Source organism: Aliagarivorans marinus DSM 23064, assembly GCF_000429485.1.
In the GTDB taxonomy this organism is placed as follows: domain Bacteria; phylum Pseudomonadota; class Gammaproteobacteria; order Enterobacterales; family Celerinatantimonadaceae; genus Aliagarivorans; species Aliagarivorans marinus.
In genome coordinates this window covers 197,992-221,437 of the sequence record NZ_AUBY01000010.1, presented here as the reverse complement: position 1 = coordinate 221,437, position 23,446 = coordinate 197,992, and the positions used below count along the sequence as shown (strand labels likewise).

The window sequence follows — 23,446 nt, the reverse complement described above, 5'->3', positions numbered from 1 at the left end:
TTGTTCGGATATATCCTAGTCGCTTGTGGGGAATTCGAAAGGGGGATATCGCTCAAAGTCGTGCCTAAAACTCTCACCGATGGTGAAAAGGTGTTTTTGATGGCTGGCTTGTTTTATGCTTACCTTAAAGCGCAATCACTCACGGTTTTACAGGATTTCCCTATGCAACGACTCGCCAAGCTACTTGAACCGCTGGCCCATAGCGACGGTTACAATGCGACACGCATTCCCGGGGTTGGCATTTTTAAAGCTAGCCAATCTCGCTCGCGTGAACCCTTGTGTTATAGCCAGGGGATTATCTTCGTGGCACAGGGCTCCAAGCAGGTGTTTTTGGAGCAGCAAGTCTATGATTACAATCCAGATAACTACTTGGTGCTAACCTTGCCTATTCCTGCGGAGTGTGCGACTCATGTTAAAGAGGGAGAGCCTCTGCTCGGCTTGGTAGTCGACATCGACATGGGGATGTTGCATCAGTTGGTGCGAGAGTTTGATGAGCACCAGCAAACGCCGGTCGAGGTAGAGCGGTTGAGTGAGAACAAAAGCCTGTTCGTCAGTCATGCCCCAGAGGCGCTACGTTGCGCCTTGCTGCGTTTGGTGCAGAGCTTAAGCTCGCCCTTGCAAGCCGATGTGCTGGGCAAAGCCTTGCTGCGCGAAGTGTTGTTTTGGGTGCTCAGCGGCCCCAACGCAGCGCCTTTGTTTGCATTGGCGCTGCACAATACCCATTTGTCGCGGCTGGAGAAGGCGCTTAAACATATCCACGAGAACTACCATCAGGCCTTGGATGTGGATCAACTGGCAGGCATGGCCAATATGAGCCCCTCATCTTTTCACCGAAACTTCCGCCAGGTGACCTCCAGCTCGCCGATCCAATACCTTAAGAAGCTGCGCTTATCCAAGGCGCGGGAGCTGTTACTCGATCAAGGCTTGAAGGTAAAACAGGCGGCCGCGCAGGTTGGCTATGAGAGCCCCAATCAGTTTAGCCGCGAGTTTAAGCGTTACTTTGGTGAGAGCCCGCAGGATTGCTCCTTGCAACTAGCTAGTTAGCGATATTTGCTAGCCTGTAAGCGACATCTGATTAGCGCGCGCGTTGGCGGTTTTGCGCGACAGATACACGCCACCAACCTGCAAGCCCATCTGGTAGCCCTGATTGAGCTTGTCTAGGTCCATGGTTAGGCGACTGACATCAAACTCCACCGGTGGCGCGAGCACCTCTACCTGGCAATCTGCCGGAGGGTTAGCGATAAAATCCAGTGCTTGGTTGTAGCTTTCTGCACGCTTCAGTATTGCCCTAGACAAGCTCGGATATTGGCGAAATAGTCGCTTCATCAGCCACGGATAGCGGGTCTGGGCCTGTTCGTAGCCTTCTGGGTGGGAGAGGATCACTGTGATGCGCTTTGCTCCCATTTGGTAGGCTTGTTTTACCGGGATGGAGTCTCCAACAGCACCATCGGTATAACGTTTTCCATCGATCTGCGGTGTGGCTTTGTAGGCCAATGGCAGGGCGCAAGTGGCTTCAAGCAAGGGATCAATGTTGCTTGGGTTTACCCGATGATAATGTGATTCAGCGCTGTCTACGTCGGTCATGGTTACATAGAAGGGGCAAGCAGAATAAAGCGCCTGTTCACTGATTGGAAAACGCCTTTTTGACTCTTCCCATAACCACTTAACATCAATCAAATGGCCGCCACGTACAAAGCGGCGAGCACTTAAGAAGTTATCACTGATCGCCAGCTCGGTGAGTATTCGATAGCTACGCCGTGGTTGCCGACTTTGGTAACACACCAAGTTTGACGCACCCGCTGATACGCCGATGACAAAGTCGAAGGGATAGTAGGATTCGGACATAAACGCATCGAGTACGCCGCTGGCAAAAATCCCGCGCATCGCTCCACCTTCAACAACCAGTGCATGTTGCATTGACCGACTCCTCCCTATCCATTTGTGTCCGAGCGCTTAGCTTATCTCACAACTGGTCGGATGTGTAGGCTTGGGAGCTAGCTCAAGCTTTGAGCAATGAAATAAAGTAAATGCTTATGTTAATATTTAACTACTCGTTAACAGTTTCCAGGGAGTAGGAGATGAGCAGTTTGGGGCGTGGTAGCGCAGCAGTATGTGGGATCGGCGCGTTGGGGATGGTGGCCTTATCCGCAGCCGCTCAGGCCGATTCATCCAGCTCGCTGGAGCAGTGGGATAACACGCAGCAGCATCATTGCGAAGCCAAGCAGCGCCAAGCTATCAGCAACCTCAACGGCAATCTCACTCGCTATCGTGAGGTCCACAAAGATAAGCAAAGCGATCACCAGACGCAGCTGCGAGTCTACCAGCAGATCCTCAGCGACCTCCAGCAGCCAGACTTGGATATCTGTGAGCGCAAATACGGCATGGACCTTAAGCCTCGTTACTACCAGGAATTTACCAAGTTTCAGACCCATCTGAGCTGCCGCCTACCTGCGCTCAGTTATCAATTGGCTGCGAGCGAGCTGGTCGATTCCAGCCTGCGGCTTGAACAGTTAATCCAATCCAAACAGCTCCAGCCACTCACTCGCCAGCGCGAGCTGTTGCAACAGCAAGTCACGCGCTACTTCGCTGCCGCTGAGGCCCTGCGTAGCGATATCGCATGTCAGCCGATCAACCAAAGCGAATGGGACATGGAGCAAACCAGCCGTCAGTGGGCCAGCAACCTCTCGCAATTATTGGACAGCTACTTGCCCTAGGCTGGGCTTAGGGTGAGGCAGTAAGTCGTTGCTTGTTTAGCTGGAAGTTAGTGGGCAATGAGTCTTGTGCGGCGAGCTGACGAAATGGGAAGCGGCTCCAGTCTTTGTCTATCAGGCATTGATAGATGGGATTCTCTTCGTTTATCAGCTCAAAGAAGGGGCGATTGATCCGTTTGGGTATGCTCAGTCCTTTGCTGTGTTGATCGATTAGCAACAAGGCCCAGCCTGCAAGGGCAAAATGCCCGGCCCCTAGCGAGCTTATCTCGCCTTGCTCGCGACGCTTAATTATCTCTGCTGAGCTGTTGACGGTGGCGATGTGAACATCTTGTCCCGGCCTTAGCCCCATCTCATTGAGCGCTTTTATCGCGCCCAGTGCGCTATGGTCATTCACCGCCCAGATATAGCGCGATTGGGGAAAGCGCTTAAGTAAGCGTAGAGTCTTGTTGTAAGCTTGTTGCTCATTCCAATCGGTATATACAACTTGTTTGAGCGTAAGCTGGGTGTTGTGTTTAAGATAGTCCAGCGCCCCTTGGGTTCGCTGGATAGACGCCGGAGTAAGCTTATCGCCGGATAACACCAGCAGGTCACCCGCTTGCTGGCCGCCCGCCAACACCATCTCCTTGGCGGTCTGCTGGCCAATCCTGTAGTTGTCGGGGATCAGTGTGGTCAGTAAGAACTCTTCCCAATGGGCCGACAGCTTTACTTTGGTGCGTTCGCTTTGGTCCAGGTCGTTGAGGATGATAACGATGTAGACTGGGTGGCCTTCCAGCAGCGTCATCAGCCTCGGTAGCACCTGCTTTTCGTTGACCACAATCATGTAGTCGGGCAGCTGCTTGCGGGCGATAAGCTTCTGCAGATGATTGACCAGGGCGTACTCCTCCCGCTCGCCATGGACGATGTCCAAGTCGATATGAAGTTGTTTGGCGGCTTCTGTCGCGAAGTGGTCCACGTCAGACCAAAAGCTCTCTTGTGCTTTTCCCGGGTTGAGAAACAACACCGAGGTGTACTGGGCCAAGCCCGGGAGGCTGAAAAGACACAGTAAGCAGAGCAGGCTATGTAGGCGCATTCCGGTACCGAGTGGCAGTGAATTAACCTAAGCATAGCCGCCCCAGAGGGCATGTGTGAGGGATAATCACTGGCTAGACCAATACCGCTAAGCCAATGATTTCGATATAAGATAGCGTCGCTGTTAAGCTCGGTTTACATCTTTAGGTGATTGATTATTAGAGGCTACAGCCCACATTCTCTGTTGGTTCTGATATTAATCACACAGCCAAGCAGAAAAGCAATGTGATTCCCAGAGAGTAAAAAAGTGGACCGAGGCCCACTTTTTAGCTGCAAATCAGTGAGGGGATTAGTGCAGGATACGAGCGCGAACGGTGCCCTCAATTTCCTTCAGCTTCTCCAGCGCCTTTTCACTTTGCGCGGTTTCCACGTCAATCACCACGTAACCGATATTCTCATTGGTTTGCAGGTACTGCGCAGCAATATTGATCTGCTCTTCGGCAAAGGCCAAGTTGATCTTGGTGAGCACGCCCGGTTGGTTATGGTGGATGTGCAGCAGGCGGCTGGTGTCGGTATGCTCAGGCAGTGATACCTCTGGGAAGTTCACGGCGCTCAAGGTTGAGCCGTTGTCCGAGTACTTGGCCAGCTTAGAGGCCACTTCAATACCGATGTTCTCTTGCGCTTCTTGGGTAGAGCCGCCCACGTGCGGGGTGAGGATCACGTTGTCGAACTGCTGCAGTGGTGACTCGAACTTCTCTTTGTTGGACTTCGGCTCGGTGGGGAACACGTCGATGGCCGCACCACGTAGGTGGCCGCTATCTAGCGCTTCTACCAAAGCAGGAATATCAATCACGGTGCCGCGCGCTGCGTTCATCAAGATTGCGCCAGCCTTCATCTGGCTCAGCTCTACCTTGCCAATCATGTTCTTGGTCAGCGGGGTTTCTGGTACGTGCAGGCTAACCACATCCGAGGTGGCCAGCAGCTCTTGCATGCTGCTTACCTGCACCGCGTTACCCAACGACAGCTTGGTTTCGATGTCGTAGTACTGCACCTGCATACCCAGGGTTTCGGCCAAGATGCCCAACTGGGTACCAATGTGGCCGTAGCCGATAATGCCCAGCTTTTTACCACGCGCTTCAAAGGAGTTGTCTGCCGATTTCAGCCATTCACCACGGTGGGCCATAGCGTTCTTACGTGGAATGCCACGTAGCAGCAGGATGATTTGACCCAGGCTTAGCTCGGCTACGCTGCGGGTGTTAGAGAATGGCGCGTTGAATACTGGAACGCCCAGCTTTTGTGCGGCAGCCAGGTCGACCTGGTTGGTACCGATACAGAAACAACCAATCGCTACCAGTTTGTTGGCAGCTTCAAGTACACGTGCATTCAGGTTGGTACGGGAGCGAATACCGATAAAGTGAACGTCTTTGATCTTCTCAATCAGCTCTTCTTCCGACAGAGAGGTTTTGATCATTTCAACGTTATCGTAGCCGGCGGCTTGAAAGGTATTAAGGGAGCTGGGGTGAAGACCTTCCAGCAGAAGAACTTTAATTTTTTCCTTTCCGAGAGAGAATTTTGCCATGTGTCGCTTCCTGATCCTTGAATACAGCAGAAGCAGTAAACTATCAAAAATCGTTTACTAAAGAAACGTAATTTTCTTACTAACCGTGGGGGAATGCGGCTATCAAAGCCAGAAATGCTAGACGATCTTGTTATAACTACATCGGGATTGGAACTATAGGCGGAAGTTTTTGCTGAGCCTATTGGGAGCTTGGCTGCAAATGTAATAAATAGATCGTTCTGCTCTCGGTGGGGGAGAGTACAGAAGGTGAGTGCTTCGGGAAAAGGATAGGCCAGCATTGACGCTGGCCTAGGGGTCTTTAGCGCTGCTTGGCACCTTCTGGGGTGCCAATAATCACATGGTCAGCGCCACGTGCTGCGAACAGGCCATTGGTGACGACACCTACGATGGCATTGATCTGTTCTTCAGTGGCCACAGGGTCGGTGATCTGCATGTTGTGTACATCTAGGATCACGTTACCGTTATCGGTCACCACGCCTTCGCGGTAAACCGGGTCGCCGCCAAGTTTCACCAGCTCACGCGCCACGTAGCTGCGGGCCATTGGGATCACTTCCACAGGAAGTGGGAACTTGCCCAGTACATCGACCTCTTTGGTGTTGTCGATAATACACACGAACTTGTCAGCGACTGCCGCTACGATCTTCTCGCGGGTCAGCGCCGCGCCACCGCCTTTGATCATATGGTTGCGCGCGTTGATCTCATCGGCGCCGTCTACATAGACTGAGAAGCTAGCAACAGAGTTGAGATCGTACACTTCAATACCAAGCTCTTTGAGGCGCTCGGTGGAGGCTTCTGAGCTGGATACTGCTCCTTTGATGCGGTCCTTAATGCTGCCAAGGGCGTCGATAAAGTGGTTAACGGTGGAGCCGGTGCCCACGCCAACAATGCTATCGTCTTCTACAAACTCCAGCGCAGCCCAGGCAGCTGCTTTCTTCATCTCATCCTGTGTCATTGGTTTTTGACCCTAGTAAAAAAGTGAGGGGGTGGCAGTGTCGCTTTACTGCCAGTAAATACAATAAAGCCCAGCATAGCTGGGCTCTAAATTATTGTGGCAACTTAGGCCAGTTCTGCGTTGTGATACACGTTTTGTACGTCGTCGCAGTCTTCCAGCATCGCCAGGAACTTATCGAACATCGCCAGATCGTCTTCGCCTTCAATCTTGGTGTAGGTTTGAGGGATGAAGGTGATCTGCTCAACCTCGAACTCAATCTCAGGCATGGCAGCTGTCAGCGAGGTTTTAACCTTGTTGTATTCGGTGTGTGGCGCGAATACGGTGGTCATACCGTCTTCAACTTCCACATCGGTCACCTCAACGTCGTCCATCAGCAGGATCTCAAGGATCGCATCTTCGTCGTCGCCTTTGAACGAGAACACAGCTTGGTGCTCGAACATGTGGGCAACTGAGCCTGGCGCGCCAATCTTTGACTTGGTTTTTACGAAGCACTGGCGAACGTCAGTGAAAGTACGGCTGTTGTTATCGGTCAGACAATCAACGATCACCATGCAGTTACCCGGGCCAAAGCCTTCGTAGCGGGCTGCGGTGTAGTCTTCGCCAGCACCACCGGTGGCTTTTTCAATCGCCTTGTCGATCACGTGGCCAGGTACCTGGTCCTTTTTAGCGCGATCCATCAGGCTGCGGAGTTGTAGGTTAGCGTCCGGATCCGGGCCGCCGTTCTTCGCTACAACATAGATTTCTTTCGAATATTTTGAATAAACTTTGGTTTTCGCGCCTGCGGTTTTGGCCATCGAGGCCTTGCGCACTTCAAAAGCTCTTCCCATCTTACCTTTCGCTCATTGGCTAATCACATTGCGGAGGATTTTAACGATCCAGCCCTGTTTAGACAAATCGGATTGGTCAAGGCCTTGTGCGAAACACCGCAAAAACCGCAAGAATCTCTTCAAAAATCGAAAACAGTGCCTTACCAACACCAGACTTTACTGGGCGTCACCACCTGCTTTAGCGGCTTGTCCCAGCGTTTGCTGGGCACATACTCGGTGAACTGGCAGTCATGGGCGATGCCGATGGTGCGCGCGGGGTAGTCGGGGATGGTCGCCAGCAGCCTATCGTAATAACCGCCGCCCATGCCGAGGCGATTCCCGTTGCTGTCGAAGGCAACCAGCGGCGCGTAGATCCGCTCAATAGCCGGTAGCTTGCTGACCACTGAGCGGTCGAACAGCGGTTCGACGATGCCGTAGCGGTTGGTATGGGTTGGGGAGTCGGCCAAAAAGCGCTGGAACACCATCACTCCGGGCTTGTCGGGGTCGACCAAGGGCACCGATACCGTCTTGCCCTGCTGCCACAGCCAGTGGATTAGCGGGGTGAGGGAGAGCTCGCCGTTAAAGGCCAAGTACACCGCCACATGCTCACAGGCATTGAGCTCCGGGTCTGTGCTTAGGCGCTCAAACACCGCCGCGCTGGCAGCCTGCTGCTCGCGGCGGGTTAGGCGTTCGCGGCGAATGCGCATCTGCTTGCGGATGGCATCCCGTTCGTGTTGGTCATCGATGGGATTCTCGCGAGTCATTAGGCAGTCCTTGGTGTGGCGCTAAGCATTGGCAAGCGGCGCAGGGTATGGCGACACCACAGGGTAGCGGCGGAGGCCGAGGCCAAGTTCGACAGTAGGCTCACCCATAAAAGCGCCTCCATGCCATAGCCAAGCGACTGAATCAGCCAGTAGCTTAGCGGCACCACAATCAGGGCCATTCGCACAAAGATCAGTATCAGCCCGGGGAAGGGGCGGCCGATCCCCTGGAAGATATTGCCACAGACGATCTCAATACAGACCGCTGCACCGGCTAGCGACAAGAAACGGATCTGGTATTGGGCAGCCACAATTACCTCGGACACTGCACTAAACAGCGGCAGCAGGATAAGCGCCGCCAGATTCAGCAGCAGCACAAAGCACAGCGCCAGCACCAGAGTATTCAGCAGGTTAGTACGCATGATTTGCTGCAGGCGCTGCCACTGGCCTGCCCCATAGTTTTGCCCCGTCATGGTCAGGCTGGCTTGGCCAATGCCGTAGCCAATCAGCAGCACCAACTCATTGACCCGCCCACTGATTACCCAGGCATTCATCATCTGCTCACTCAGAGAGCCCACCAGCTTGTTCAATGCGATAAAGCCGCCTGCCAGAATAATCAGTGCCAGCATCTGTGGCACGGCAATGGCTAATATCTGGCCGATAATCTGCAGTTTAGCTCTGAGCACATTCCAGCAGATTGGCAGGCTGGAGCGCTGGCTGACAAACACATAGACCAACAGCAAGGTGGCGCAGAGTATCGACAAGGTAGACGCCAACGCGGCCCCGGCCACACCCATACCCAAGGTGAAGATAAACAGCGGGTCGAGGGCGAAGTTGAGCACCGTGGTCAGTGCCATCACAATCCCGTAGAACTGCGGTTTTCCCTCTCCCTGTAAGATCCCCAGCAACACATTGTTGAACACCAGCAGGCAGAAGCCGGGAATGATAAACAGCAGGTAATCATGGGCATAAGTGATGGCATCGCGCGACATCTCGCTGCCAGCCAGCGCCTCAATCAGTGGGCGACTAAAGCTGTAGAACAGGACCAGCACTGACAGCGCAATCACTAGCCCCAAGGCCAGCCCTGAGCTGGCAACCGATTCGAGAACGGTTTTGTCTTTGGCGCCAATGGCCCGCGACACCACCGAGCCAAGGCCCGAGAACAGGCCCACCGAGATGGCGATAAACAAGAAGTACACCGGGAAGATCAAACCCACACCACTGATAAGCGCGGTGGACTCGCGGTCGATCATTGAGATAAACAGGGTGTCGGCGATGTTGTAGCACAGCAGTAGCAGGTGACCGATGATCACCGGCATGGCTAGCTTGAAGGTGGTGCTGCTGATCTTTCCTTGAAGAATGTGCTGATTACCTTGATCCATGGTTGCTACTTCTCATAAGCAATGGTTGAGAAAACAACATCCTATCACAGCAAATCGGCGCGCCAGCATCGGTATTGAGATACGTGATCGGCTCCTTAAATAGCCGCTGAAATTTGAAAAGTTTCGTTTTGCATTCGCAGCTTAAGCATTGAACTTTGGAAGTTTCAGGCGTGTTTAGGCTCGGCTAGTAGTATGACCGCTTAGTATGGCAGCTGTTTCGAGTGAGGAATGATGTTTTGGGAATTCGATAGAGGGATAGAACCCAGGGTGCCGTTGTTGATTTTTGCCTGAACCAGAAGGTTCATGGCGGACAATAAATCCGTCGCCGTAGGCTTCTCAGTCGAGCTGAGCATGCTCAATAGCGGGGAAAAACCGTCCTTTAAAAAAGAGTATCGGCTCAGGGACGTGATCAACTCACGAACACCCCAGGAAACTAACTGTATAGCCCACACGCTACTGCTTAGCTAGCGAGCTGGCGAATTTACTGTTGCGGGTCGTTGTCGATGCCTTGGCTTTGCTCCATCAGCACCCGTTCAATCGTGACCTGCAAGTCTTTGATTCGCTTATTCATGTTATTTGCGTAGTGCTGGTTTTTATCCTGCTCGTCACGCAAATCGTAGGCCAGATTCAAACCGGCCATAATTGCCAAATGTTCCAGATTGGCAATCTTGGTATTCTGCTTAAGCGATGCAACACGTTCACCAAACTCTTCTGCCGCAGCGCGCAGTTTTGCTTCTTCGCCTTCCGGGCAAGCAATCTTGTAAGACTTGCCTAACAAGCTGATATCTACTGCTTGAGTCATGGTGTGTGTGCCTCCGCCTACTTCCGCAGAATATATAGCGCCCCTTGGTAACTTGCAACACCCGAATCCGCCAGATCGGAACGCCCACATAAAAAAACGACAGCCTGATTATTAACTGAGCAATTACTGGGCGATTTGTAGCTAAGGCATTGATATATATTCGCACAATGCGCATTATCGCGCTGGTAAATAGACCTAATACAGAGAATTCTACCGTTGAGCGACGCGATAATAAAAACTGACGCCAATGGTTTGGAGCGTCGGCGCTTTTACCGGGTGGAATACCCGGCCGCGCTGATCCATTCCATGGTAAAAATGATCAACGCCCGCATGCGCACCAGCATTGGTCAGGCGAACTTCGAGAAAGAAGGCGGCCTGCGCTGGCTGCATTTGATGCCTGCACTGCACGTAAACCATTACTGCTTCCCGGTTCTCGATGTGAGCGAGGGCGGCCTGCGCACCCAGTGGCGCACCCAAGATGATGCCTTCCTGACCCGTGGCGACGTGATGCACGGCACCTTGGTGTTCAACCCTGATTTGGCCAAATACCTGGAGCACTTTCCCCGCGATGTGATTCTCGATGGCAAAAGCCTTATTGAGGTGGCCGCGGCTGGCACCCAACGTGTTCAGGTGTGTGCGCGAGTCAATCGGGTAGTGCATTCCCACCGCTCGCCCTATCCGATTTTTTCGTTCCAGTTTCACAAGGATAATCAGCTCGATCAGCGCCTAATCCGTCAGCAAGAAAGTATGCTAATTCAGATGTTTAGAGAGAAATACCTGGAGCGGATGCGCGAGCGCCGGCAATTGCTGCTGGAGAGTGCACAGTTCTAAACATGATCCGGGCTTTCTAAGGTGTTAGGATTAAAGGAATTTACCACCCCAGAGAAATACTGTGACTAGCTATTCCTATCCCAATTTCGACGACTTTGAAGAACTACTGGAAAAACACGAACTGATGGTGAACCCATCAGAGGTGCACGGCTTGATTACCGGCATGTTCGCCGGTGGCATGGCCAGCAAGGATGAATGGCTGAGCAATATCAACGATATGATTAACGACGGCCAAGGTCTGCCAGCGGATGTGAAGCGCGAGATGGGGCAACTGCATCTGGCTACCTTCCAAGGCTTGTCTGACAGCCTGCTGAGCTTCCAGCTGCTGATGCCCGACGATGACTACTCGCCGGAAGAGCGCGCCGAAGCGATTGCCCAGTGGGTACAGAGCTTCTTGGTCGGTTTTGGTTTGATGCAAAGCGATCTGTCTAAGCTGGCCGAAGACGTACAAGAGTTGATCCACGACTTCAGCGAGATTTCCAAGCTCTCTCCCGAGCTAGAAGGCTCTGAAGAAGACAACGAACAAGCCCTGTTCCAGGTGGTGGAGTACGTGCGAATTGGCGCGGTAACCATCTTTGCCCACCTCAACGAGCCGGAAAGCGGCGACGGCGAAGAACCTACCCTGCACTAAACCTAAATACCCACTGTTACGCACAAGTAGTAACGGACAAGTTGTTACGCACAAGGAGACGTCGTGTTTAAACAACATCGAGAAGCGCTGTTGGCGGCTATGAGCCCCAACAGCATTGCCGTATTCTCCAGCGCACCCGAACAGGTGCGCTCGCGCGATACCGAGCACCTCTATCGTCAAGATAGCGATTTCTATTACTTCACCGGCTTTACCGAGCCCGGCGCGCTGTTGTTGCTCATCAACGCTGAGCAGCCGCGCAGTGTGCTGTTCAACCGCCGTAAAGACAAGCTGGCCGAGATCTGGCACGGCCGCCGCTTAGGCCAAGACGCCGCCCCAGAGGCGCTGGGGGTCGACGAAGCGCTGCCCATCGAAGAGCTGGCCGAGCACCTGCCCAAGCTACTAAGTGGCGCCGACAAGGTGTATCTGGCTCAAGGCCGATACCCACAGATGGACCAACAGCTGTTTGCCGCCATCGAAGCCTGCCGCCAAGGCATTCGTCAGGGCCTGAAAGCGCCAGCCCAGTTAGAAGACTGGCGACCGATTGTCGACGAGCTACGCCTGTTCAAGTCAGACCAAGAGGTTGCACTGATGGCCCAGGCCGGGGAGATTTCAGCCCGCGGCCATGTGCGCGCCATGCAGAGTTGTCGCCCGGGGATGTGGGAGTATCAGCTAGAAGCGGAAATCCACCATGAGTTTGCTATGGCGGGCTGCCGCGCGCCGGCCTATGGCACCATCGTTGGTGGCGGCGACAATGCTTGTATCCTGCACTACACCGAGAACGAGGCCGAGCTGCAAGACGGCGATCTGGTACTGATCGATGCTGGTGCTGAGTACCAGATGTATGCTGGCGACATTACCCGTACCTTCCCGGTGAACGGCCGCTTTAGCCAGCCGCAGGCCGAATTGTACCAGATTGTGCTGGACGCTCAGTTGGCTGCGCTGGATACCCTCAAACCCGGTGCCTCTATCCAACAAGCCCAGCAGCAGGTGATTGAGATTATGCTCAAAGGCTTGCTAGCGCTGGGCATTGTTGAAGGCGAACTGGAGCAGCTGATCAGCGAAGAGGCCCACAAAGCATTTTATATGCACGGCCTGAGCCACTGGCTCGGCATCGATGTGCACGATGTGGGGGATTATCGCGATATCCACCGCTCACGTACCCTCGAGCCGGGGATGGCGCTTACCGTTGAGCCCGGTTTGTATATCGCTGAGGATGCCGACGTGCCCGAACAATATCGCGGCATTGGCATTCGCATCGAAGACGATATCGTGATTACCGAGGCGGGTAACCAAGTACTCACTGCGGCTGTGCCCAAGGAGATCAGCGAAATCGAAGCCTTAATGAGCGATTCGAGCAAGGCGTAAGCAAGCGAGGAAAGGGATGACCGGACAGCAGTTTGATCTCGTAATCGTGGGTGGCGGCATGGTTGGCGCATCGCTCGCCTTGGGCCTCGCCCACTATGCCCCCAAGCTAAAGCTAGCACTGATTGAAGCCCAGCCGCTGGACTTTGGTCAGCACCCCGGCTTCGATGGCCGGGCGATTGCGCTGTCGGCAGGCTCGGTGAATTGGCTCAAGCAGGCCCAGCTGTGGGATGAGTTGGCCAGTTTTGCAGCCCCCATCTCGCATATCCAAGTCTCTGACCGAGGCCATCTCGGCCGGGTTGATATGCTGCCCGATGACTACCTGTTGGACAGCCTTGGTCAGGTGATTGAGCTGGAACACGCCGGGCGGATACTCCACCAAAGGCTTAGCCAGTGCCCGCAGGTAACCCTGTTTTGCCCCAATGCCATCCGCAGCTTTGAGCGCACCGATGACTCGGTGGAGCTGGAGTTGGAAGGTGGCGAAAGCCTCAGCGCCTCTCTGCTGGTTGGCGCCGATGGCGGTAACTCTCAGGTGCGTGGCTGGGCCGATCTCACTCAGCATCATCACGACTTTGGCAAGGTGGCGCTTATCGCAAATATCGAAGGCGAGCAAGCGCCGAATGGTCGCGCCTTTGAGCGCTTTACCGAAGACGGCCCGCTGGCCTTACTGCCGATGACCGGCCAGCGCTGGTCGCTGGTATGGAGCTTAAGCCCAGAGCAAGCTGACTACTACCAGCAGTGCCCAGAGCACGAATTTCTCAGCGCCCTGCAAGCGCAAGTGGGCGAGCAAGCCGGAGCCATGCTGCGGGTTGGCCAGCGCCACTGCTATCCGCTGCTGCTGCGCTACAGCCCACGGCTGTTTAGCCACCGTATGCTAGTGATGGGCAATGCCGCGCATACCTTGCACCCGATTGCCGGACAGGGTTTTAACCTGGGTCTGCGCGATGTGGCGGCGCTGTGTAAGCTCCTCGCCGATAGCGAGCAAGATCCCGGCAGCTTCGCGCTGCTGCACGCCTATCAGCAAGGCCGCGAGCAGGATATTCAACGCACCGTGCTGATGACCAGCCTGCTAGCCTCGGGCTTCGCCTCGAAAGACAAGCTCTCAATCGTGGCGCGCAATATCGGGCTGGTGGCGATGCAGCACCTCGATTGCTTGAAGGTGCCTTTGGTCAGGCAGAGCCTTGGTCTGTTTGAGCCCTTAGCGTGAATACGGCATCACTATGAATAATCAACAATTACTAGGAGAGGCAGCATGCAAAGCGTAGATGTAGCCATTGTTGGCGGTGGAATGGTAGGGCTTAGCCTGGCGTGTGCGCTTAAAGACAGCGACCTGCGCCTGGCGCTTATCGAAGCCAAACCGCCACAGCCGCAAGAGTTTGATGGCGAGCACCAACTGCGCGTCAGCGCGCTTAGCCTCTCTTCCCAACGTTTTCTCACCCGTTTGGGCGCGTGGCAGGGCATCGTTGATACCCGCGCCGCAGCCTATGACGATATGCAGGTATGGGAGCGCGACAGCTTTGCTAAGGTGCGCTTTCAGGCCTCGGAGCTGTGTCTGCCGCATATCGGCCATATCGTCGAGAATGGCCTGATTCGCCAACAACTGTGGCAACAGGCACAGTTACTGGACAACCTGCAGGTGATCGAGCAACCCATCGCCCAGCTGCATCGCGGCGAGAGCGAAAGCTGGCTGAGCTTTGAAAATGGCCAAGCCATCAGCGCCAAGCTACTGGTGGCCGCCGATGGTGCCAACTCGTGGCTGCGCCAGCACCTGGATGTACCGCTTACCTTTTGGGACTACCAGCATTCAGCAGTCGTCGGCACCGTGCGAACCGAGCTGCCCCATGACCACTGTGCCCGCCAAGTCTTCTCGCCCGAAGGCCCATTGGCGCTGCTGCCACTGAGCGACCCGCATCTGTGCTCGATTGTTTGGTCAGTGCCGCCTGAGCGCGCCGAGCAGTTACAAGCCATGGACGCACAGGCCTTCAACAAAGCCATCACCATTGCCTTCGATGCCCGTTTAGGCATGGTTGAACGGCAAAGCGAGCTGGCCAGCTTCCCGCTACGAATGCGCTATGCCCGCGATTTTGCTGGCCCCGGCTTCGCCCTGATTGGCGATGCCGCCCATACCATTCACCCACTAGCGGGGCAGGGGGTAAATCTCGGCTTTATGGATGCAGCGGCACTGGCGCAAATGCTTATCGAACTCAAGCAAGCGGGCAAGGCGATAGGCGACTATCAACAGCTACGCAGCTTCGAGCGCTGGCGCAAGGCCGAAGCCACCCAAATGATTGCCGCCATGGAGAGCTTCAAGCGCTTATTCGGCAACGACATCGCCCCAGTTAAACTGCTGCGGGGTTTGGGCATGAGCGCCTTTGACAAGCTCACGCCGGTTAAACAGCAGGTGATGAAGCACGCACTGGGATTGGCGGGAGAGCTGCCGGATATGGCGCGCTCCTAAGCTAAGCATTCTGCGTCAGCAAAGCCTTAGCTGTTTGACCTAGGGGTGGAGCGTAAGTAGCTCATCCTTTACCGCTTGGCTGGCAAAGCTCGCCGCTACACTGGCGCGGTAGATCGCTGAATACTCCTGCTCGCTTAAGTCAAAGGTGGTATCGATCTGGGTAAGCTCGATACTCATGTTGGTGTTGCTAACGGTGCGGTTATCGGTGCTTACGTTTACTTCCAAGCCTTGGCGTACAAAGCTTGCTACCGGGTGGGCACTTAACGATGGAAAAGCCTTTGTGTGCAGGTTACTGGTTGGACACACCTCTACTGCTACCTTGTGCTTTTTGAGTAGCGCTAGGGCATGTTCGTCATCGACGGCAAATACGCCATGGCCAATTCGCTCTGCCCCGAGTAGCTCAATGGCATCGATAACGTTTTGGGCATAGCCGGTTTCCCCTGCGTGCACCGTGAGGCGATAGCCTGCTTGTTTCGCTTGCTGACACAGCTCGATGTAATCCTTGGCAAAGCCCAAGTCTTCGCGCCCTGCTAAGTCAAAAGCGACAAGGCCTTTACCAATAAAGGGTTTGCCCGCTTCTAAGGTTGCGAAACCTGTCTCCAATGGTGCGTTGCGCATGGCACATATAATGACGTTGGTATGGATCGCGAAATCACGCTCGGCCTGGCTCAAACCTTCCAGCACTGCTGCAATAGCTTGTTGCATTGTCAGGCCTTGCTCCAGGTGCAGTAAGGGTGCGAAACGAACTTCGATATAACGGACCTGCTCAGCCGCGGCATCTTGTGCCAGCTCGTAGGCCACTCGTGATAAACCCGCTTGGGTCTGCATAACTTGCAGGGGAAGGTCGAAACGCTTCAGGTATTCCACCAAGTCTTTGCAAGTCTCTGGCACTTGCATCATCGCCGCTAGCGCATCGAGTTGCTCTGTAGGGAGTTTGATTCCCTGCTCGTTGGCCAATGCCAGTACTGTTTGGGGGCGCACACTACCGTCGAGATGGCAGTGAAGTTCGATTTTGGGCAGTTGAGAGAAGTTCATGGTTTACCTGTCGCCTTAGAGAATTGAGAGCTGGCTCGACGTCAGATGTTGGGCGACGAAGAGGCACAGCTAGCACCTCTTCGTAATCAGAACTGTTCGGGTTCTGGTAGAGACTCCCCAACCATATCATGGGGATTATACGAAGAATTGTTACAGAATTTCAGTGGGCGAGATTATGGCATGAGGGAGGTATGCGCTCAACCATATTGCTTGGGCTAAATATAGTGTAATGCTGATTCGCCACCTCTTCGGTGAACCTCACAATCTTTCTCTGCGTAACCCGATGAGCATTTTGGAATTACCCTAAACGATTGGAGGAATCCCTATGGCGGATAGCAATAACACCACCAACTGGCCAGAACTGGCCGCAGCCCTTTACGATAAACTCAATGAACGCAATGCAGAGCTCACCTACGACTTTCACGACGTAGAGCTGCAAGTCCCCAGCAACTCAAGCAATGAGGCAAGCCTTGCCCGTTGGAAGATCAACGGCGCAGTAAGCATTCGGGCCAAAAACCTTGGCTAGTGCAATAGCCACTGCAGTTGCATCGGGCCCGCCAAAGCGGTTGCTTGATGCCAGCGCGTCGTTGCAGGTTAAACATCAAGGTGCCTGCATCGATATTCGAGCGTCGCGCAGCCGGGCGATTCTGAGTTTTGAGAATCGCCGCTTGTTGCTCCGGTTTATCTTGATAGGACTTGGGCTGCTCAAGCGCTATTCGGGCGCGAGCCACTTGGCTGCTTCTAATTTGGCTGTTAGCACTGCCTACCTAAGCGTTGGAGGGCGAATCGTCGCGGTGGTTAGTACCAAGGCGCTCAAACGCAGTATGCCGTTCAAAGGCTTGCGGGTACGTCCGGCAAACCTGAGGGCATGGCTCTTTTAGCTCTCCACCCGTTTACTGAAACACCTGCCAACCAAAGCTTGCCGTTACCCTCGCACTCTTACAAAGCGGTTTTTTACCAAGCTGTTCAGGTAGCGTTGTGACTCCACATGACGAAAGCGCAGAGGCGCTGCCAGTTCGCCAAACAGCGGTACACCACCGCCTAACACGGTTGGGATGGTGGTGATAATCAGCTCGTCGATGAGGTCTTCACGGAGAAAGCTCTGAACGGTTTTACCGCCGTCGATATACAGGTTGTGCATGCCTTGTGTGGCCAGCTCATTAACCACTTGCTTCAAGTCGCCGCTTACCAAAAAGGCCTTGTCCTGATAGCCATCGGGGATAGCGCTTAGTGAGTTGCTTAGCACATAGACCGGCTTGCTATAGGGCCAGTCGCAATCAAAACCTACCACGGTCTCAAAGGTATTTCTGCCCATCACCAAGGCATCAACCTGATCCATAAAAGCCTGAAAGCCAAAGTCGGAGCCCTCTGGATTAGGGATCTCATGCAGCCAGTCTAGCTGGTTGTTTTGGTCGGCAATAAAGCCATCAAGACTGGTTGCGATGTAAACGTAGTTGGCCATGTGTTGACTCCGGTTTTAGTGATTGGCAAGTGAATGCATGTATTATAGAATAAATTCTACATTGTAGAATAATGGCGCAAGTCTAACGAGATCCTTTTGTGAATGTCAACGCGAAGAAACGAGGCCGCCCTAGCCGAAAAGGCACCGCACTTAAGCCTGAGATGATCATCGATACCGCTAAACAGTTGATGGTAGAACAAGGGAAGATCCCCAGTATCAGACAGTTAGCCACGGCGCTTCAGGTGGATGCGATGGCCATCTACCATTACTTCAAAAGTAAGGCAGTATTGTTAGAGGCCGTGACCACCTCGCTAATCAGCGATATCTATCAGCCTGTTGTTAGGGTGGAGAGTGGGGCTGAGGTAGCGACTGAGTGGCAAGCAGAGCTACATCAGCTGTGCCTGAGCTACCTGCACTTACTAGAGCAATACCCGGGCTTGCTGGAAACCTTGCTTTCAATGGAATCGGAAGGACCGGCAGAGGTGTTTGCCCAGCGCTTTACCATCATTGTGGAGCCACTCGAGTTAGACCCACCGGCGGTTGAGTCAGCCTTGGCATTGCTGGTGGATTACCTGCATGGCTTTGCTTTAGCAATGAACTGTAATCAGGACCGCGACGCCTTAAATCCGCAAATGATTGAAGGGCCACTGGGGTTGTACTGCAAGGCAATCTTTTGTTGAGTTATTGGGTGTTAGCCGATCTCTATGAGCTGCTCGAAGAAAATGCAAAACAGGTAGGAGTATTGTATTTGTCCTACCCTCTTGCTTAGTTAAAACTCAAGCTCACAATCAAAAAGGAAGAACTTGTTTGTACCATATTTGGTTCAACGGGAGTGTGAAAGAATATCTTGGGCTTTAAGTAGCACATAAGCTGGTTTACTTAGGTGGCTATCGACAACAGAAGAGTAGCTGCTATTGTGATCGATAAGTAGTTGTATAATTGGTAAAAGCCCCCCGATACCAGGCAAAACTTGATCTGTTGCTACGCCATAGGCTGACAGGCTTAGGCCCAGTAATCCGTAAGTAGTCTTCCAGTATCGCGCTGAGTTTTTTTGTGTTCTCAATAGTTCTGCCCGAACGTGTTCGGATTGCTCTCGTAGCTCAAGGATTTGCTCTTCAGGAGATCTTCCTTCGAACTGTTTAGTTGACATTATCTTGAACATTATTTCTCGGAACTGTGGAAGCGCATTGCTTGCTTCCTCTCGAAGTTCGACTATTTGAGTTGGACTTAATGAGCTAACCCAAGGGATAGAAAATTCTCGCTCGCGATCTAACAAGCTAAGCGATGCGGGATCTGCTGTTCGTCCCTCTTTATGCAGTAGTCCTGCCAGTCCAACTCTGGAGTTAGATAAGATCGAACCTCGTGTGAATGAAGCTTCTCTTGCTATCCACATAACAGAACGAACTTCTTCTTCTATCCACCAATGTACAAAGTCTTTTTTCTTGGGTTTAGCTTGATTGAAGCCTGTGACTTGAATTGATGGTTCTACACATGTGCCCACTTCAGCTGTAAACCCATTGCTTGTTTTCTTTATCTTGAACTCTTTCTTAAAACTATCTGCAAGAACTTCAGTAGTTTCATTGACTTGTTGATAAAAGGTTTCCATACATGAGCGGCATGCAGTTATCGTTGGAGTTCTAAACTTCACTACCCCGCTAGTAATTAGTGGCACTAAAGTGAAAAGGACCATTAGATCCTCCAAGATAGAGTCCAGTTTGTCGTTTGTAGGTTTTCCAAAGTCAACAAACTTGTCGGACAGCAAATCTGTTAACCAGACTCGATCTGCAACAAGCCCCATACTTCTTGCTATTCTTTCGGCAGCGGCAACTCGGCAAGGAAGCTCGTTGCAACCAGATCTGGTTAGTAGGTCCATAGCGCCATGGAGGTGTACATCAAAACTATTGAAGTTGTCTGATTTTCTTCCAAATTCCGCTTGGTAGTCTAAATATACTTCTGATTGATCCCGTAGCTCTGGAAGCATTTCTTTCAGAGTTTTCCGCATAGCTTTCCATGAGCCTTTTCCTACCAGTTCATTGTGTAGCAATGGAAGTGCGGGTGGCACATGCGACAGTCCATCAATCATCTGTTCCTCGCTTTATGGTAATGCTTTGATTATTAAAGCTAATGACTAACCTATCATGTGCTGTTATCGATCTCTACATATGGGTGATGGGAGCTTCTCAGTAATCGTCAATGATCGCTATATGTACGTGACGGGTGCGGTGAGCCAAGTTAAAGAATTTTAAGTTGTGAGCAGACTAGTTGGTGTTCAAATACGCCACCAACAACAGCAAATTCCCCAGAAGCGACAAGGCCGCCGCAATCTGCCAGAACTTGGTGGGGTGGCGTTGCATCAGTGGTGCGTTTTGATAGCGGGCGGTGAGGCTGGGGTTGGGGTTCTTTAGGTCCTGAGTGAACTCCGAGAAGGCTTGTTGGCGCTCGTTGGGGTTGGGGCTACAGGCTTTTTCCAAGGTTAGGTCAAACCATTTGGGTAGGTCGGGGCGTTTCTCGCTAAGTGCTTGGTACTTCCAGGCGTTGTAGCTTTTGGGCATGGCGTTGCGAAAGTTGCTGGTGTTAAACGGGGTCTTGCCGCCAAGCATCTCGTAGCAGAGGATGCCCAGTGAGAACATATCGGATTTAAAATCGCCGCGTGCGCCCATCAGGTATTCGGGGGCGATATAGTCCACCGAGCCTACTGGCACGTTGTCGTTAATCACCGACTTTATCTCATCCAGTCCTTCCGCCCACACGGTGCCGAAGTCGATGATCTTCACCTGACCGAAGCGGTCGATAATCACGTTCTCGGGTTTAAGATCGCGATGCACCATGCCGCTGCGCTGGAAGGCGCGCAGGCCGCGACACACCTCATAGATAATCGCTCTGACTTCATCCAGTGACGCCTTGGGATGGTCGATAATCCACTGGCGCAGATTCTGGCCGTCGAGGTACTCGCACAAGTGGTACATAAAGCGGCTCTCTTCCGGGCGTGGGAAGATGCGCATAATGCAGCGGTGGTTCAGGGTGCTGCCAACCCACTCTTCGCGCAGAAAGCCCTCCAAGTACAGCGGATCGTCGGCGAAGTTCTCTGAGGGGGTTTTTAGGGCGAACTGTTTGCCTTTGTCGTCTTCGACCAGGTAAACATGGCTGCGGGTGCCGCTAAACAGCACCCGGCAGATGGTGTAACCCTCCAGCACATTCCCGGGTTTAAGCACCGGCGGGATCGCCAGTTTGGTAATGCGGCGATGGGCTTCGTTGATATCTTCTTCGGGCAGGCTAAGCACCCGTGCCAGCACGCAGGTGAGGTTATCGTCGCAGCCTTGGGCTAGCGCTTGCTGGCAGATCTGCTCGGCTGCTTTGCTCAAATTGTCTTGGTGGGTAAGGAAGCACTCACTTATTGCTTGGTCGCTAAGGAAATGGTGCACGCCATCGGTACTCAGTAAGAACACGTCGCCTTCTTTGAGGTCGACCCGCGAGTAATCCACCTCTAGGTGGCTGTCGATCCCCACCGCGCGCGACAAGATATCTTGGTTGCCATGGAACTGCACATGGTCGCGGGTGAGCGGTTTAAAGCCTTGCTCGCTCAAGCGGTAGATGCGGCTGTCGCCAACGTGGAACAGGTGGGCCGAGGTGGACTTAAAAATCAGGGTGCTAAGGGTACATACCAAGCTGTCTTCGTGGCTTTTGCTGTTCTTGTTGAACATCCAGCTATTAAGGGCGGTGATCACCCGGGCGGCAGATTGGTTGACGCTCCAGCTATCGGGTGTGGCGTAGTAGTCGTTGATAAAGTTGGTGACCGAGGTCTGGCTGGCGATGTGCGAGTTGGCGCTGATGCTTACACCATCGGCGATGGCAATGGCGGCACCTTTAAGATCGAGACTAAAGCCTTCGGGCACCTTGGCGGCGAAGGCATCTTGGTTAAGGGGCTTGGTTCCTTCCGAGCTAAACCCGCGGATCTCGACCTGCAGCTTTTTCATGGAGTTATCGTTCTCGCATTCGGTGTAGGGTACAAGTCGGTAAACTGCAAAACGAGAGCAGCCTCTCTCGTTTTGCCTTACTTAATGATTAATGAACTGAGTGATTAGCTAGAAACCTGAATCAGCTCAACACTACCGTCTTCACGCACTTCAGCCATATGGCCAGCAGGCTCACGCATAAACAGCAGGGTGATAAAGCCCAGAACCGCAGTGCCGGAGATAACCATGAAGAAGGTTGAGGTATCCACCATCGAGTACACGGTCAGGTAGACCACCGCGCCCACGTTGCCGTAAGCACCGGTCATACCGGCAATCTGTCCGGTCAGGCGACGCTTAATCAGCGGTACTACTGCAAACACTGCACCCTCACCCGATTGCACGAAGAACGAACAGGCCATGGCTGCGATAACGGCCAGCGCCAGTGGCCAGCTTGAGTCGATAACCGACATCAGCGCGTAGCCCGCAGCCAAACCGGCGGTTAGGATAAGCAGGGTCGACTTACGCCCGAAGCGGTCGGAGATCAGGCCGCCAGCCGGGCGCGACATCAGGTTCATAAAGGCGTAGGCCGAGGCGACCATCCCCGCCATTACTGGGCTAAGGCTGAAGGTTTCCGAGAAGAATAGTGGCAACATTGATACCACTGCCAGCTCCGAGCCAAAGGTGGCGAAGTACAGCACGTTCAGTACCGCAACCTGCTTGAACTCATAGCGGTGTACCTCGGGAACCTCTTCTTTAAACAGGTTCTTGTTCACTTGAATCGCTTTGTAGCAATCCACCACCAACAGTGCTGCCAGGCCTGCGTAAGCCGCCAGCGCTGCGCCATCGCTAATCAGCGTTACACCTTTAGGCGAGAGCTTCCAAGTAAGCATGGCGAGGGCAAAGTACATCGGCAGCTTCATGATAATCATAAACAACAGGTCGCCCTTGCTGGTCACTTCCATGCCGCCAAGGTTTTTCGGGCGGAAGTAGGTCGAGCCTTTTGGCGTATCGCTTACCGTGGCGTAGTAGATAAACGACCAAATCACACTGGCCACACCGGTTGAGGCAATCGCATAGCGCCAGCCGTCGTCACCGCCAAACACGTAGAACGCAATCGAGGGCAGGGTGAACGAGGCGGCCGCCGAGCCAAAGTTACCCCAGCCACCATAGATACCCTCTGCGGTGCCCAGCTCATTGTGTGGGAACCACTCAGACACCATGCGAATACCAATCACGAAGCCGGCGCCGATAAAGCCCAGCAGCAAGCGCGAGATCGCTAGCATCTCGAAGGAGTCGGCGAAGGCGAACATAAAGCAGGGGATGGAACAGAGCAGCAACAAGGCTGAGTAGGTTTTACGTGGACCGAAGCGGTCAGTCAGCATGCCGATCACGATCCGCGCGGGAATGGTCAGGGCAACGTTGAGGATAAGCAGGGTCTTTACCTGCGCGCCGGTCAGGCCAAAGGTTTCTTTGATTACCCCCAGCAGCGGCGCGTGGTTAAACCAAACAAAGAAAGTGATAAAAAACGCTATCCAGCTCATATGCAGGATCTTCATTTTCCCGGTGAAGGAAAACAGGTTGAATTTGGTATCTGTATCCATGATTGCCTCTAATAAACGAATAAGTCCCTTTAGTGGTCATTAGTACAAATTTGGTGCCAAGAGCTTTATTTAATTAAATGAATTTTAAATTAACCATTTAAAAACAATGATT

Annotated in this window: 23 protein-coding genes, 1 other RNA gene and 1 riboswitch; of the genes, 10 read left to right on the top strand and 14 right to left on the bottom strand. The window is 53.3% G+C overall.

The window, feature by feature from the left end:
- Positions 1–162 precede the first annotated feature (162 nt).
- The gene (locus G461_RS0104215; RefSeq protein ID WP_026970923.1) at positions 163–1,044 is read left to right on the top strand and encodes an AraC family transcriptional regulator; all 882 of its coding nucleotides are present in this window, start codon (positions 163–165) and stop codon (positions 1,042–1,044) included.
- A gap of 9 nt (positions 1,045–1,053) precedes the next feature.
- On the opposite strand, the gene G461_RS23240 is transcribed toward G461_RS0104215, so the two are convergent.
- On the bottom strand, positions 1,054–1,917 hold the full coding sequence (locus G461_RS23240) for a patatin-like phospholipase family protein (RefSeq protein WP_035479251.1): 864 nt from the start codon (positions 1,915–1,917) through the stop codon (positions 1,054–1,056).
- 161 nt (positions 1,918–2,078) lie between these two features.
- On the opposite strand from G461_RS23240, the gene G461_RS0104205 reads away from it, so the two are divergent.
- Positions 2,079–2,714: a hypothetical protein gene (locus G461_RS0104205; protein ID WP_026970922.1), complete on the top strand. Its 636-nt coding sequence runs from the start codon at positions 2,079–2,081 to the stop codon at positions 2,712–2,714.
- A 7-nt stretch (positions 2,715–2,721) separates the two neighbouring features.
- On the opposite strand, the gene G461_RS23235 is transcribed toward G461_RS0104205, so the two are convergent.
- The 8 genes from G461_RS23235 to G461_RS0104165 form a co-directional block, all read right to left on the bottom strand.
- Entirely contained in the window at positions 2,722–3,780 is a 1,059-nt protein-coding gene (locus G461_RS23235; protein WP_051333343.1) for an ABC transporter substrate-binding protein, read from the bottom strand.
- Between the two features lie 288 nt (positions 3,781–4,068).
- Positions 4,069–5,298 carry a phosphoglycerate dehydrogenase gene (serA, locus tag G461_RS0104195; protein ID WP_026970921.1) on the bottom strand — a complete coding sequence of 410 codons (1,230 nt, stop codon included), beginning with the start codon at positions 5,296–5,298 and terminating at the stop codon, positions 4,069–4,071.
- Positions 5,299–5,596: 298 nt separating this feature from the next.
- Complete coding sequence (gene rpiA, locus G461_RS0104190) at positions 5,597–6,250, bottom strand: ribose-5-phosphate isomerase RpiA (RefSeq protein ID WP_026970920.1); 654 nt, start codon at positions 6,248–6,250, stop codon at positions 5,597–5,599.
- Between the two features lie 104 nt (positions 6,251–6,354).
- A complete protein-coding gene (locus G461_RS0104185; RefSeq protein WP_026970919.1) occupies positions 6,355–7,077 on the bottom strand; it encodes a YebC/PmpR family DNA-binding transcriptional regulator in 723 nt (240 codons plus the stop codon).
- A gap of 140 nt (positions 7,078–7,217) precedes the next feature.
- Positions 7,218–7,820 (bottom strand): 5-formyltetrahydrofolate cyclo-ligase, encoded by a 603-nt coding sequence (locus G461_RS0104180; RefSeq protein WP_051333342.1) that lies wholly within the window; start codon positions 7,818–7,820, stop codon positions 7,218–7,220.
- Positions 7,820–9,199: an MATE family efflux transporter gene (locus G461_RS0104175; protein WP_026970917.1), complete on the bottom strand. Its 1,380-nt coding sequence runs from the start codon at positions 9,197–9,199 to the stop codon at positions 7,820–7,822. Before G461_RS0104175 ends, G461_RS0104180 begins: the two co-directional genes overlap by 1 nt.
- 255 nt (positions 9,200–9,454) lie before the next feature.
- A non-coding RNA gene (ssrS, locus tag G461_RS0104170) (6S RNA) lies at positions 9,455–9,634 on the bottom strand.
- A 46-nt stretch (positions 9,635–9,680) separates the two neighbouring features.
- Positions 9,681–10,001, bottom strand: a complete 321-nt coding sequence (locus G461_RS0104165) for a cell division protein ZapA (protein WP_026958815.1) — start codon at positions 9,999–10,001, stop codon at positions 9,681–9,683.
- 216 nt (positions 10,002–10,217) lie between these two features.
- On the opposite strand from G461_RS0104165, the gene G461_RS0104160 reads away from it, so the two are divergent.
- The 5 genes from G461_RS0104160 to G461_RS0104140 all read left to right on the top strand — a co-directional run bounded on the left by G461_RS0104160 (position 10,218) and on the right by G461_RS0104140 (position 15,283).
- Entirely contained in the window at positions 10,218–10,832 is a 615-nt protein-coding gene (locus G461_RS0104160; RefSeq protein ID WP_026970915.1) for a hypothetical protein, read from the top strand.
- Positions 10,833–10,893: 61 nt separating this feature from the next.
- A complete protein-coding gene (locus tag G461_RS0104155; protein WP_026970914.1) occupies positions 10,894–11,463 on the top strand; it encodes a UPF0149 family protein in 570 nt (189 codons plus the stop codon).
- Positions 11,464–11,526: 63 nt separating this feature from the next.
- Positions 11,527–12,828 carry a Xaa-Pro aminopeptidase gene (pepP, locus tag G461_RS0104150; RefSeq protein ID WP_026970913.1) on the top strand — a complete coding sequence of 434 codons (1,302 nt, stop codon included), beginning with the start codon at positions 11,527–11,529 and terminating at the stop codon, positions 12,826–12,828.
- Positions 12,829–12,844: 16 nt separating this feature from the next.
- Complete coding sequence (ubiH, locus tag G461_RS0104145; protein WP_026970912.1) at positions 12,845–14,032, top strand: 2-octaprenyl-6-methoxyphenyl hydroxylase; 1,188 nt, start codon at positions 12,845–12,847, stop codon at positions 14,030–14,032.
- Between the two features lie 45 nt (positions 14,033–14,077).
- A complete protein-coding gene (locus G461_RS0104140) occupies positions 14,078–15,283 on the top strand; it encodes an FAD-dependent monooxygenase (protein ID WP_026970911.1) in 1,206 nt (401 codons plus the stop codon).
- A gap of 39 nt (positions 15,284–15,322) precedes the next feature.
- Here the strand turns inward: G461_RS0104140 and add are convergent, their stop codons facing one another.
- Positions 15,323–16,318 (bottom strand): adenosine deaminase, encoded by a 996-nt coding sequence (gene add / locus G461_RS0104135; protein ID WP_026970910.1) that lies wholly within the window; start codon positions 16,316–16,318, stop codon positions 15,323–15,325.
- A gap of 63 nt (positions 16,319–16,381) precedes the next feature.
- Positions 16,382–16,481: riboswitch (purine riboswitch) on the bottom strand.
- Between the two features lie 162 nt (positions 16,482–16,643).
- On the opposite strand from add, the gene G461_RS0104130 reads away from it, so the two are divergent.
- A complete protein-coding gene (locus tag G461_RS0104130) occupies positions 16,644–16,844 on the top strand; it encodes a hypothetical protein (protein WP_026958823.1) in 201 nt (66 codons plus the stop codon).
- Positions 16,837–17,199, top strand: coding sequence for a hypothetical protein (locus tag G461_RS0104125; protein WP_026970909.1), 363 nt, complete (start codon positions 16,837–16,839; stop codon positions 17,197–17,199). The genes G461_RS0104130 and G461_RS0104125 overlap by 8 nt, the downstream gene beginning before the upstream one ends.
- 44 nt (positions 17,200–17,243) lie before the next feature.
- Here G461_RS0104125 and G461_RS0104120 read toward each other — a convergent pair whose 3' ends face one another.
- Complete coding sequence (locus tag G461_RS0104120) at positions 17,244–17,780, bottom strand: dihydrofolate reductase family protein (protein ID WP_026970908.1); 537 nt, start codon at positions 17,778–17,780, stop codon at positions 17,244–17,246.
- Positions 17,781–17,878: 98 nt separating this feature from the next.
- On the opposite strand from G461_RS0104120, the gene G461_RS0104115 reads away from it, so the two are divergent.
- The gene (locus tag G461_RS0104115) at positions 17,879–18,460 is read left to right on the top strand and encodes a TetR/AcrR family transcriptional regulator (protein ID WP_026970907.1); all 582 of its coding nucleotides are present in this window, start codon (positions 17,879–17,881) and stop codon (positions 18,458–18,460) included.
- Positions 18,461–18,603: 143 nt separating this feature from the next.
- Here G461_RS0104115 and G461_RS0104110 read toward each other — a convergent pair whose 3' ends face one another.
- From G461_RS0104110 to G461_RS0104100, 3 genes are all read right to left on the bottom strand, one after another.
- A complete protein-coding gene (locus G461_RS0104110) occupies positions 18,604–19,863 on the bottom strand; it encodes a hypothetical protein (protein WP_157360232.1) in 1,260 nt (419 codons plus the stop codon).
- 175 nt (positions 19,864–20,038) lie between these two features.
- Entirely contained in the window at positions 20,039–21,754 is a 1,716-nt protein-coding gene (locus G461_RS0104105; RefSeq protein ID WP_026970905.1) for a bifunctional protein-serine/threonine kinase/phosphatase, read from the bottom strand.
- 104 nt (positions 21,755–21,858) lie between these two features.
- Entirely contained in the window at positions 21,859–23,334 is a 1,476-nt protein-coding gene (locus G461_RS0104100) for a NarK family nitrate/nitrite MFS transporter (protein ID WP_026970904.1), read from the bottom strand.
- Positions 23,335–23,446: the final 112 nt, after the last annotated feature.

Excerpts from the sequence above, each read along its gene's own strand:
- G461_RS0104215 (WP_026970923.1), top strand. The coding sequence starts at position 163 with ATGCAACGACTCGCCAAGCTACTTGAACCGCTGGCCCATAGCGACGGT.
- G461_RS23240 (WP_035479251.1), bottom strand. The coding sequence starts at position 1,917 with ATGCAACATGCACTGGTTGTTGAAGGTGGAGCGATGCGCGGGATTTTT.
- G461_RS0104205 (WP_026970922.1), top strand. The coding sequence starts at position 2,079 with ATGAGCAGTTTGGGGCGTGGTAGCGCAGCAGTATGTGGGATCGGCGCG.
- G461_RS23235 (WP_051333343.1), bottom strand. The coding sequence starts at position 3,780 with ATGCGCCTACATAGCCTGCTCTGCTTACTGTGTCTTTTCAGCCTCCCG.
- serA (WP_026970921.1), bottom strand. The coding sequence starts at position 5,298 with ATGGCAAAATTCTCTCTCGGAAAGGAAAAAATTAAAGTTCTTCTGCTG.
- rpiA (WP_026970920.1), bottom strand. The coding sequence starts at position 6,250 with ATGACACAGGATGAGATGAAGAAAGCAGCTGCCTGGGCTGCGCTGGAG.
- G461_RS0104185 (WP_026970919.1), bottom strand. The coding sequence starts at position 7,077 with ATGGGAAGAGCTTTTGAAGTGCGCAAGGCCTCGATGGCCAAAACCGCA.
- G461_RS0104180 (WP_051333342.1), bottom strand. The coding sequence starts at position 7,820 with ATGACTCGCGAGAATCCCATCGATGACCAACACGAACGGGATGCCATC.
- G461_RS0104175 (WP_026970917.1), bottom strand. The coding sequence starts at position 9,199 with ATGGATCAAGGTAATCAGCACATTCTTCAAGGAAAGATCAGCAGCACC.
- G461_RS0104165 (WP_026958815.1), bottom strand. The coding sequence starts at position 10,001 with ATGACTCAAGCAGTAGATATCAGCTTGTTAGGCAAGTCTTACAAGATT.
- ubiH (WP_026970912.1), top strand. The coding sequence starts at position 12,845 with ATGACCGGACAGCAGTTTGATCTCGTAATCGTGGGTGGCGGCATGGTT.
- G461_RS0104140 (WP_026970911.1), top strand. The coding sequence starts at position 14,078 with ATGCAAAGCGTAGATGTAGCCATTGTTGGCGGTGGAATGGTAGGGCTT.
- add (WP_026970910.1), bottom strand. The coding sequence starts at position 16,318 with ATGAACTTCTCTCAACTGCCCAAAATCGAACTTCACTGCCATCTCGAC.
- G461_RS0104130 (WP_026958823.1), top strand. The coding sequence starts at position 16,644 with ATGGCGGATAGCAATAACACCACCAACTGGCCAGAACTGGCCGCAGCC.
- G461_RS0104120 (WP_026970908.1), bottom strand. The coding sequence starts at position 17,780 with ATGGCCAACTACGTTTACATCGCAACCAGTCTTGATGGCTTTATTGCC.
- G461_RS0104110 (WP_157360232.1), bottom strand. The coding sequence starts at position 19,863 with ATGATTGATGGACTGTCGCATGTGCCACCCGCACTTCCATTGCTACAC.
- G461_RS0104105 (WP_026970905.1), bottom strand. The coding sequence starts at position 21,754 with ATGAAAAAGCTGCAGGTCGAGATCCGCGGGTTTAGCTCGGAAGGAACC.
- G461_RS0104100 (WP_026970904.1), bottom strand. The coding sequence starts at position 23,334 with ATGGATACAGATACCAAATTCAACCTGTTTTCCTTCACCGGGAAAATG.